General features: G+C 67.8%; 12 protein-coding genes and 1 pseudogene. 8 read left to right on the top strand and 5 right to left on the bottom strand.

The genetic code is table 11. The features are described from left to right. A pseudogene (locus tag ASJ79_RS30895) lies at nt 1-308 on the top strand (HNH endonuclease); the annotation flags it as partial. Nucleotides 309-332: 24 nt separating this feature from the next. Here ASJ79_RS30895 and ASJ79_RS11325 read toward each other — a convergent pair. From ASJ79_RS11325 to ASJ79_RS11310, 4 genes are read right to left on the bottom strand one after another with little or no spacing between them, the layout of a single operon-like run. Continuing rightward, nucleotides 333-878, bottom strand: a complete 546-nt coding sequence (locus ASJ79_RS11325) for a hypothetical protein (RefSeq protein ID WP_067955149.1) — start codon at nt 876-878, stop codon at nt 333-335. Next, on the bottom strand, nt 879-1370 hold the full coding sequence (gene nusB, locus ASJ79_RS11320; RefSeq protein ID WP_067955147.1) for a transcription antitermination factor NusB: 492 nt from the start codon (nt 1368-1370) through the stop codon (nt 879-881). Next, entirely contained in the window at nt 1363-1926 is a 564-nt protein-coding gene (gene efp, locus ASJ79_RS11315; RefSeq protein WP_067955146.1) for an elongation factor P, read from the bottom strand. Before efp ends, nusB begins: the two co-directional genes overlap by 8 nt. A 20-nt stretch (nt 1927-1946) precedes the next feature. Then, nucleotides 1947-3029 (bottom strand): Xaa-Pro peptidase family protein, encoded by a 1083-nt coding sequence (locus ASJ79_RS11310; RefSeq protein WP_067955145.1) that lies wholly within the window; start codon nt 3027-3029, stop codon nt 1947-1949. 33 nt (nt 3030-3062) lie between these two features. Between ASJ79_RS11310 and ASJ79_RS11305 the strand changes: the two genes are divergently transcribed. Next, nucleotides 3063-3560 carry a B-4DMT family transporter gene (locus tag ASJ79_RS11305; protein ID WP_067955142.1) on the top strand — a complete coding sequence of 166 codons (498 nt, stop codon included), beginning with the start codon at nt 3063-3065 and terminating at the stop codon, nt 3558-3560. Between the two features lie 15 nt (nt 3561-3575). Here the strand turns inward: ASJ79_RS11305 and ASJ79_RS11300 are convergent, their stop codons facing one another. Then, nucleotides 3576-4364: a FadR/GntR family transcriptional regulator gene (locus ASJ79_RS11300; RefSeq protein ID WP_067955139.1), complete on the bottom strand. Its 789-nt coding sequence runs from the start codon at nt 4362-4364 to the stop codon at nt 3576-3578. 231 nt (nt 4365-4595) lie between these two features. Between ASJ79_RS11300 and ASJ79_RS11295 the strand changes: the two genes are divergently transcribed. From ASJ79_RS11295 to ASJ79_RS11270, 6 genes are read left to right on the top strand one after another with little or no spacing between them, the layout of a single operon-like run. After that, entirely contained in the window at nt 4596-5705 is a 1110-nt protein-coding gene (locus tag ASJ79_RS11295) for an ABC transporter substrate-binding protein (protein WP_067955137.1), read from the top strand. A gap of 37 nt (nt 5706-5742) precedes the next feature. After that, the gene (locus ASJ79_RS11290) at nt 5743-6561 is read left to right on the top strand and encodes an ABC transporter ATP-binding protein (protein ID WP_067955135.1); all 819 of its coding nucleotides are present in this window, start codon (nt 5743-5745) and stop codon (nt 6559-6561) included. After that, on the top strand, nt 6558-7412 hold the full coding sequence (locus ASJ79_RS11285; RefSeq protein ID WP_067955133.1) for an ABC transporter permease: 855 nt from the start codon (nt 6558-6560) through the stop codon (nt 7410-7412). The genes ASJ79_RS11290 and ASJ79_RS11285 overlap by 4 nt, the downstream gene beginning before the upstream one ends. A gap of 25 nt (nt 7413-7437) precedes the next feature. Then, nucleotides 7438-7905, top strand: a complete 468-nt coding sequence (locus ASJ79_RS11280) for a nuclear transport factor 2 family protein (RefSeq protein ID WP_067955131.1) — start codon at nt 7438-7440, stop codon at nt 7903-7905. Beyond that, nucleotides 7902-8372, top strand: a complete 471-nt coding sequence (locus ASJ79_RS11275; protein WP_067955129.1) for a nuclear transport factor 2 family protein — start codon at nt 7902-7904, stop codon at nt 8370-8372. The genes ASJ79_RS11280 and ASJ79_RS11275 overlap by 4 nt, the downstream gene beginning before the upstream one ends. Beyond that, complete coding sequence (locus ASJ79_RS11270) at nt 8372-9364, top strand: LLM class flavin-dependent oxidoreductase (RefSeq protein ID WP_067955127.1); 993 nt, start codon at nt 8372-8374, stop codon at nt 9362-9364. The genes ASJ79_RS11275 and ASJ79_RS11270 overlap by 1 nt, the downstream gene beginning before the upstream one ends. Nucleotides 9365-9432: the final 68 nt, after the last annotated feature.

Genomic DNA, 9432 nt, shown 5'->3' with positions numbered 1-9432 from the left:
GCCGGACGCCGTACTGCAATGCCCCGATCCGCCATCACGATCACGCGGTTCCGGCCCGGGACGACGGAAAGACCAGCGCGGGTAACGGGCTCGGGTTGTGCGAGGCCTGCAACTACGCCAAAGAAGCCTCGGGTTGGCGGGTCAGTACGGGTGAGGAGAACGGGGAGCATCGCGCGGAGTATGTGACGCCGACCGGCGCGCGCTACCCCTCGATCCCACCCCAACTCCCCGGCCCACCCATCCGCCGAAAACTCAGCCTGGCCGAAGGCCGACTCTCCATCGACCTCATCACCTTCGACGCCGCGTGAGCATGTGACCCCGCGGCGCCGTGCCTACAGCGACTGGGACAGCACCCGGCCGAACTGCAGCAGCCGCTGCATCTGCGCCAATCCGCCGTTGTCCACGGACTTCACGAAGCGGAACGATTCGCAAAAGATGTCCGTCTCGGTGGCCGACTTCTGCCGGGACCGGGTGACCAGTTGCGTGTACAGCCGCAGCTTCACCTCGGCCAACCGGCGGGTGCCGTCCCCGAGTACGTCGTATTCGGTGGACAGCACCTGGTCGGTGAGCGTGGACAGCAGGATCGTCCGCACCGAGGCCATCAGGATCCGGCGCGGTCCGGCGCCGCCGTCCTGCGCGACGGCGTCGTCGTCGGCACGCCACAAGATGAGTCGGTGACCGTCCGTGGCGAGCACCTCCTGCCAGAGCGCCTCACCCCACGACTCGTCGCTGAAGCCCCGGGACATCACGAACGACCGGATCGCGGAAAGCTCCACGACGGAACGGATCTGGTCCAGCGCCAGATCGGGGTCGCGCAGGTACACCCGCGCGGCGTCCTGCACGCTGGAGTACGGGGCCCAGTCCTGCGGCGCACCCATCTACGTTCCGCCACCGCCGTCGGGCCGTGCCTGCACCGCCGCCGCAGCCGCGCGGATCTGCGGTGTCACCAGCATCACCTGGCCAAGCACGCCGTTGACGAAGCCGGGCGATTCATCGGTCGAGAGCTGTTTGGCCAGTTCCACCGCCTCGTCGACGGCCACCGGTTCCGGCACGTCCTCGGCGTGCAGCAACTCCCACACCGCGACCCGCAGAATGGCCCGGTCCACGGCGGGCAGCCGGTCCAGCGTCCAGCCCTGCAGATGCGAGGAGATCAGGTCGTCGATGTGTGCGGCGTGATCGGTGACCCCGCGCGCCACCGTGACGGTGTACGGGTTGAGCGGCGTGACGTCGTCGGTCTGCTTCTCCGCCAACTCATTTCGCGCGTCTGCCACCTCCGCTGCGGAGATGCCGCGCGCTTCGGCTTCGAAGAGGAGGTCGACGGCGCGTTTACGGGCCTGGTGCCGGCCCCGGTCACCCCTCCGGTCAGGCATTGACCCTTCCCAGGTAGCTGCCGTCACGCGAATCGACCTTGAGCTTGTCACCGGTGTTGATGAACAGCGGCACCTGGATCTCGGCGCCGGTCTCCAGCGTCGCCGGCTTGGTGCCCGCGCTGGACCGGTCACCCTGCAGCCCGGGCTCGGTGTGGGTGACCTCAAGCTCGACGGTCACCGGGAGTTCCAGGTACAGCGGGGTGCCGTTGTGGAACGCGATCTGCACCGGCATGCTCTCCAGCAGGAAGCCCGCGGCGCGGCCGACCAGCGACTCGGGCAGCGGGTGCTGCTCGTAGTCCTCCGAGTCCATGAACACGAAGTCCGAACCGTCGCGGTAGAGGTAGGTCGCGTCACGTCGGTCGACGGTGGCGGTCTCGACCTTCACCCCGGCGTTGTAGGTCTTGTCGACAACCTTGCCGGACACCACGTTCTTCAGCTTGGTCCGCACGAAGGCCGGCCCCTTGCCTGGCTTGACGTGCTGGAACTCGACGATCTGCCACAGCTGGCCATCGATCTGAAGGACGAGCCCGTTCTTGAAGTCGGCGGTCGATGCCACGCGGTTGTACTCCTAGCTTTCTAGATGATCACCAGTTCCTTCGGGAACCTGGTGAGTAGGTCGGGGCGCTTGTTGACCACGAGCGTGTCCTCGATGCGGACACCGCCGCGGCCGGGCAGGTAGACGCCGGGCTCCACGGTCACCGCAGAGCCAGCAAGCAGTGTACCGGCGGCAGCGGCGTTGATTCCCGGCGCTTCGTGGATCTGCAGCCCCACCCCGTGACCGAGCCCGTGCCCGAAGTTCTCACCGTAGCCCGCGTCGGCGATGACCTGCCGGGAGGCCGCGTCCACGTCCTTGAGGGTGACCCCGGGTTCGAGGGCCTCGCTGCCCGCCCGCTGAGCGGCGGCGACGAGGGTGTAGATGTCACGCTGCCAGTCGGCGATCGGCGCCAGCACGAACGTGCGGGTCATGTCCGAGTGGTAGCCGGCGACCAGCGCGCCGAAATCGATCTTGACGAAGTCACCGGCGGCGAGCACCGCATCGGTCGGCCGGTGATGCGGGATCGCCGAGTTCGCCCCGGTCGCGACGATGGTTTCGAAGGACGCGCCGTCCGCGCCGTGCGTCAGCATCAGCGCCTCCAGCTCGTTGCGGACCTCCTTCTCGGTGCGGCCGGCCCGCAGCCCGCCGCGGTCGACCAGCTCGTGCAGAGCCGCGTCGGCCGCCTCGCACGCCAGTCGCAACAACGCGATCTCCCCGGCGTCCTTGACTTCGCGCAGTCCTTCCACCGTGCCTGCCGCGCGGACGAACTCACACTCTGGTCCCGCCGCCTTGGTCAGCGCGGTGAACGCGTCGACGGTGACGACGTGGCTCTCGAATCCCAGCCTGCGCACTCCTGCGGCGGCGGCCCGGGCCGCCAGGTGGGGACCGCAGGCCCGTTCGATGACGACCTCGGCGTCGGGCGCCTGGTGGGCTGCCTGTGTCCGGTAGCGCCCGTCGGTGGCCAACACCGGTGTTTCGTCCTCGGCGAGCACCAGAAGCGCGGCATTGGAACCGGTGAAACCCGACAGATAACGGACGTTGATCAGGTCCGATATCAATATCGCCTCCAGCCCGGCGTCAGCCAGACGTCGACGCAGGCGGTCGCGGCGCTGAGAAATCGTCACAGCCGGTGACGCTACTCGCTAAGGTGAGGCCCCATGAGTAAGTGGTTGCTGCGCGGACTGGTGTTCGCGGCCCTGATGGTCATCGTCCGACTGTTGCAGGGCGCGATGATCAACGCGTGGGAAACCAAGGCGGGTCTGATCAGCCTCGTGCTGGTCGTGGCGTACGCGGTCGTGGCGCTGATCTGGGGTTACGCGGACGGCCGCAACGACGCCCGCAAGAACCCGGACCCCGACCGCCGCGACGACCTGGCGATGACGTGGCTACTGACCGGCCTGTTCGCCGGCGTGGTCAGCGGTGCGGTGGCCTGGTTCATCGGAATGTTCTACCGGAACCTGTACGTCGAGGGGCTGATCAACGAGCTCACGACGTTCGCCGCGTTCACCGCGCTGCTGGTGTTCCTCTCCGCCATCGTCGGTGTCTCGCTCGGCCGCTGGCTCGTCGACCGTAAGACGCCGCAGCAGCCCCGGCGCCGCGAGACCGATGACGACCGCGCCGACACCGACGTGTTCGCCGCGGTGCGCGAAAACTAGCCGCGCGCTTGGGATTCAGGCGCGCGCGGCCTCCCTCTCGGTCGGGATCTCGAACCGCGGCGTCGCCAGCATCTCGTTGATGAGCCGTGTCACGCCGCTGACGTGCTCGGCCATGAGCGCCCGTGCCGTCGACGCGTCGCCGTCGATGATCGCGGCGACGATCGACTCGTGCTGCACGTACGAACGCTGCACGGTCGCATCCATGGTCGGGATCAGCGAGATGAACGGATGCAGCAGCGACTGGACTTCGATGATGCCCGCACTCAGGGACGGGACCTTGCTCATCTGCGCGATCGTCAGATGCAGGCGGGCGTCGGCCTGCCGATAACTCGTTCGAGGCGTCGAGAAGCTGTGGTCGGTGAGTCGGCGCAGCAACGCACGGTCCTCGTCGCTCGTGCGCCGCGCCGCCAGGTCGGCGGCCGCCGGCTCGAGCACCCAGCGCAGGTCCAGCGCGTCCTGCAGGCGGTCGCCGAGCGTCTCGGCGAGCCGACGCACCTGTTCGACCGACGGCGCCGGCTGGCTGGCCGCGACGAAGCTTCCGCCGCCACGCCCGCGGGACGAGGTCACCAGTTCCTCTGACTGCAGCGTCTTCACCACCTCCCGGACGGTTCCGCGACTGACCTGGAGGAGGGAGGCGATCTGCTCCTCGGGGGGAAGCCGGGAGCCGGGGACGAAGACCCCGAGCACGATGCAACTGCGCAGGCGCTGGTGCGCAGACCGGTAGGTGTTCAGAGTCTCCCGCTGGGCGAAGGCGAGGGGGAAGAGGCGGTCGCTGACTTGGCGGTCGAGTGCTTCGGCATCCATCAATATCCCCCAAGACCTGTGGTGTTATGGCGACTCTAGCACGGTGGATGCGGTTACAAACTATTAACACTTGGGTTTTATCTTCCGCACTTCAGGCGCTGTATGGTCCACATCGGGGCGAGATTGGCCGTCTGATCCCCGATCCGAGCGCAAATCCGCACTTCATGCGCCTGTGAATGACCCCGTCCTATAAACCACAAATAGTAGCTATTTGGGAATTTGGAGATCAGTATGAAACGCCGCATCACCCCCAAGCTCCGAGCCGTCGGCGTCCTCGCCGCGAGCATCGCCGTCCTCGCGGGCTGCGGCGCGTCCGAGGAATCCGCCGACGGCACCACGAAAGTCCGCGTCATCACAGGCGGAGGCCCGATCTCCGATTCCCAGTTCAGCATCGGTGAGGAGATGGGCTACAACGACGCCGAGGGACTCGATGTGGAGGTCGCGATCGCCGACGGCAGCTCGCAGGCGATGCAGCTGCTCGTCGCGGGACAGGCCGACGTCGCCGTCGCATCGCTCGAGGCGTTCCTCAGCACCGCGGATGCCGGGCACGACGTAGTCGGGGTCAGCCTGGCCTACGGCGCCGGCGACGGGTTCATGTTCGGCATCATGGTGCCCGAGGACTCGCCCTATCAGGCTGTCGGCGACCTTCCCAAAGGGTCGGTCGTCGGCGTGACCGGTTGGGCCGGCGGTGAGGTGCCCGTCGCGACCGCCATGCTCCAGGACGCCGGCTTCGACACCACCAGCGAGGTCGAGTTGCTCCCGGTCGGAGACGAGCCCGCGAGCATCTTCCACGCCTTCCAGTCGGGCACGATCGACGCCTTCGGCGGCTCGCTCACCGACTTCGGGGCACTCGGCGCGCAGGGATACGAGTTCCGCGGCATCGAGAGCCCGAACTCCGAGTCGTTCCCGATCGGAGCGATGATCGCCACGACCTCGGAGTACGCCGAGGCCAATCCCGCGGTGATCGAGTCCATCGGGCGCATCTGGAACAAGGCCAGCTACGTCTGGTACGAGTACCCGGAGGCCATCACCGTCGCGACGAAGGCCGCCTTCCCCGAGGCCTGGGCCGAGGACGCGGACACGCAGTACATCATCGACGTCTACCGCGACATCTACCAGCCGGCGCCGCCGGACGCGTTCGGTCAGATCGACATCGAAGGCACGGTGCTCTACGCCGAACTGCTCCAGAACGTGGAGCCGGTCGAGGGCGGCGAGGTGGACATCTCCGGGGCCGTCGACGTGTCGACGGTGCTCACCAACGACTACATCCCCGCCATGAACGACTGGGATCGCGCCGAGGTGCTCGCGGCGGCCAAGGAGTACGCCGCCTCCGCCGCATAGGCGCCGACCACCGATCCTCGACGGAAGAAGGCCGACGATGACCACGACGACCGCGCCGCTGATTCGCATCCGCGACGCCTCCAAGGTGTTCAGAAGCAAAGGCGGACAACTGGTTTCGGCGTTATCCCACGTGGATTTCGAGGCCGGCGAGGGAGAGTTCATCTCCCTCGTCGGTCAGAGCGGCTGCGGCAAGTCCACGCTGCTCAACATGATCGGAGGACTGCTCACCCAGTCCTCCGGCAGTGTCACCGTCGCCGGCGAGGAGATGACCGCGCCGCGCGCCGACATCGGTTACATGCAGCAAACACCGGTGCTGTTGCCCTGGAAGACCGTGTTCGGCAACGTCCTCGTGCCGTTGAAGCTGCACCCTCGGCGCTACGACCGCGCCAAAATCGTTGCGCGCGCCCATGATCTGCTGGACCACGTGGGGCTGGGCGCCTTCGCCGATAGCTATCCGCGCGAACTCTCCGGTGGCATGCAGCAGCGCGCCTCCCTGGTACGGACACTCGTCTACGAGCCCCGGATACTGCTGATGGACGAGCCGTTCGCAGCGCTTGACGAATTCACCCGCGAGTCGATGAACATGGAGCTGCTGCGTCTGTGGGCCGGCAGCGGCATCACGGTCGTATTCGTCACCCACAACATCGGGGAAGCCACCCTGCTCTCCGACAGGGTGGTCGTGATGTCACCGCGCCCTGGGCGGATTACCGCGGAGCTCGAGGTGCCGCTCGCCAGGCCGCGGGTGTCTTCGCTCGTGTACGAACCCGAGTTCGTCGCCTTCGAGCGCCATGTTCGCGAGACGCTCTCGACGGCCGACGACACCGACGCCGAGCCCGTCAGAGGCGTCTCCGCATGACCACGAAAGCTCAGACGTCCGAGGCCGCAGGCGACGAGGCGGCGCAGCTGCTCGACGCCGCGGACCGGCTCGAATCGCGTCGGGACCGCAACGGCCGGGTGCTCGTGACCCTGACGAGCATCGGACTCTTCGTGGCCGTCGTTGGCGTGTGGGAGTTCGCCGTCCGTTCGGGTCTGGTGCACTCCATCGTGCTCGCGCCGCCGTCCGATATCGCCCTGGCGATGGCCGAGATGTATGTCCAGTCCTACTTCTGGGACAACTTGTGGTTCACCACGAGGGCGCTGCTCGTCAGCTTCCTGACCGGCTCGGCGATCGGCCTCGCACTGGGTCTGCTGCTCGGCGCGTCGTCATTCTTTCGGCGGGTGCTGAGCCCCTACATCATCGCGTTTCAGGCACTTCCCAAAGTCGCCCTTGCGCCGATCATGGTCACCGCCTTCGGCTTCGGCATCGAGTCGAAGATCGTGATGGGTGTGGTGATCTGCTTCTTCCCGGTCTTCCTCGACACGATGACCGGGTTGCTGATGGTCAGCGAGAAGCGGCTCATCCTCATGCGCTCGTTCGGCGCCACCCGGCTGCAGACGCTGTGGACGGTGTCGATCCCGTCGGCACTGCCCAACATCTTCGCCGGGCTCAAGGCCGCGGTCACGATGGCGCTCGTCGGCGTCGTCATCGGCGAGCTGGTCGGGTCACGCAAGGGTGTCGGATACCTGGTGCAGCTCAACAGTTTTCAGCTCAACATCCCGGTGGTGTACGCGACGATCATCACGCTCGGGCTGATCGGCTGGTTCTCGTACGCGATCATCGACCTCCTCGACCACAAACTCGTCTTCTGGCGCGACAGCGGCGCCTGACTCCCCCACCGCGAAAGGACCCCCCATGACCGTGCCCAGCTATGAGGACGACAAGGCCGAAGTGCTGCGCATCTCGCGCGACTACCTGATCCTCAACGGCGTCCTCGACGTCGAGGGGCTCAAGGAACTGTGGAGCACCGAACCCGGCTACATCTACTTCAACCGCAGCGGCCACAACTACACCCGCGAGGCGTGGCTGCGACTCTGGGCCCACTACCGGACCCGCTTCAGCCACGCCAAGGCCTACGAGACCTCCGACGTCGAGGTCGAGGTGGTCGGCGACCTCGCCTGGGTGAACTGCCTGAGATCCGGTGAGACGCATTGGATCAGCTCCGACGAGAACCCGTTCGCGAACGAGGACCCGAATCAGGTCATCTCCCGGTCGACGGAGATCTTCCGGCGCGAGGCCGACGGCTGGAAGGTGGTGCATGTGCACTTCTCGCTCACCGAGGAGCGCATCGTCACCCGGGAACTGTCGGACGTGATCCATTGAGCCGCGAGGACGACCATGCGGCGGTCACCGCGGTACACGAGGAATACCTGCGGCTCAACGCGATCACGTCGGCCGACGGGCTCGCGCGGATCTGGAGCGCCGACCCCCGCAACGCCTACTTCAACCTCAGCGGACACAACTACCGTCCGCTGAGCGCGTGGTTGGCGCTGTGGCGGTACTACCGGCCCCGTCTGCGGCACCGCTCGCCCTGGCGGTCCTTCGACCGTGAGATCACGGTGGCCGGCGACGTCGCGTGGGTCACCTGCCTGCGCACGGTCGACGCCGCATGGATCGGCGACGAGGAGGACCCGTTCACCGGCTTCGGCCCGCAGACCCGGACGCGGTCCACAGAGATCCTGCGCCGGGAGGCCGACGGCTGGCGCGTCGTGCACGCACATTTCTCGATGCTTGCGCCCGGCGTGCCCATCCCGGGCGTCGACCCGGATGACCGGTTGGTGGCGCGGTGATGCGCCTGGCCGCCCGACTCGGCTCCAGCCTGAGCGTGGGCGACCTCATCGAGACCGCCGATCAGGCCGTCGACGCCGGCATCGACGCGATCTGGCTCAACGAGAACCCGTTCGAGCGTTCGGCGTGCGTCTCGGCGGCCGCCCTCGGCATGCGTCACCCGGGGCTGCGGCTGGGAATCGGGTCGGTGTCGGTGCGCACCCGGTACCCGGCCATCGTCGCCCAGGACGCGGTCAGCGCGGACGCCTTCCTGCAGCACCCGCTCCGCCTGGGCCTCGGCGTCGGCATGCCCAGCGAGGACGGACGCAAGGCGATGAACGCCCCGACGACGTCCGGACTGCGTCTCCTCGAGGAGTCGATCGGCCGCATCCGTGCCCTGACGGCGGGCGAGACCGTCCCCGGCTGGGGCGGGCCCGCGGGCGGCGACCTCGGACTGCGGGTGCCCGGGCGGCGGCTGCCGGTCCTTGTGGCGGCCATGGGGCCGAAGACGATCGCGCTGGCCGGCAGGCTCGCCGACGGGATCATCTTCTCGATGGGCAGCAGCGTCGACTACCTGGCCGAGGCGATCCAGCTGGCCCGCGACGCCAACGACGACGGGTCGGACGACGAGTTCGTGAGCTACCTGTACTACGGCGGTGATGTGCCGGAGGACGACGCCCGCGTCGTGCTGGCACCCGTCGTCGCGCGGCTGCTCGCCATGTCCGCCGAACACGGGCTCGACTGGATGCGCGCCGGCGTCGACCTCGGCGGTCGCGACGTCGACGAACTGCTGGCACGGATTGCCGACGGGGCCGACCCGGTGGACGAGATCCCGCTCTCGGCGATCGACGCCCTCGCGCTGTGGGGGCCACCGCAGAAGTGCGTGGAACAACTGCGGGCGTACGAGGCCGCGGGCGTGACCGAGATGGCGCTCGGCGTGGGACTTGTCGAAGGCACCGCCGCGGTCGGCGCGGACGTCGCCGCGCTCACGTCGGCGTGGCGAGACCGCGCATGACGACCGACCCGGCGCAGCGCCTTCATGCGCCCGGCGCCCGCCCGATCGTCCCGGAGCGGGATCTGGTC

This window comes from Mycobacterium sp. NAZ190054, assembly GCF_001545925.1.
Taxonomy (GTDB): Bacteria; Actinomycetota; Actinomycetes; order Mycobacteriales; family Mycobacteriaceae; genus Mycobacterium.
This window is presented reverse-complemented; position numbering and strand designations above follow the sequence as displayed.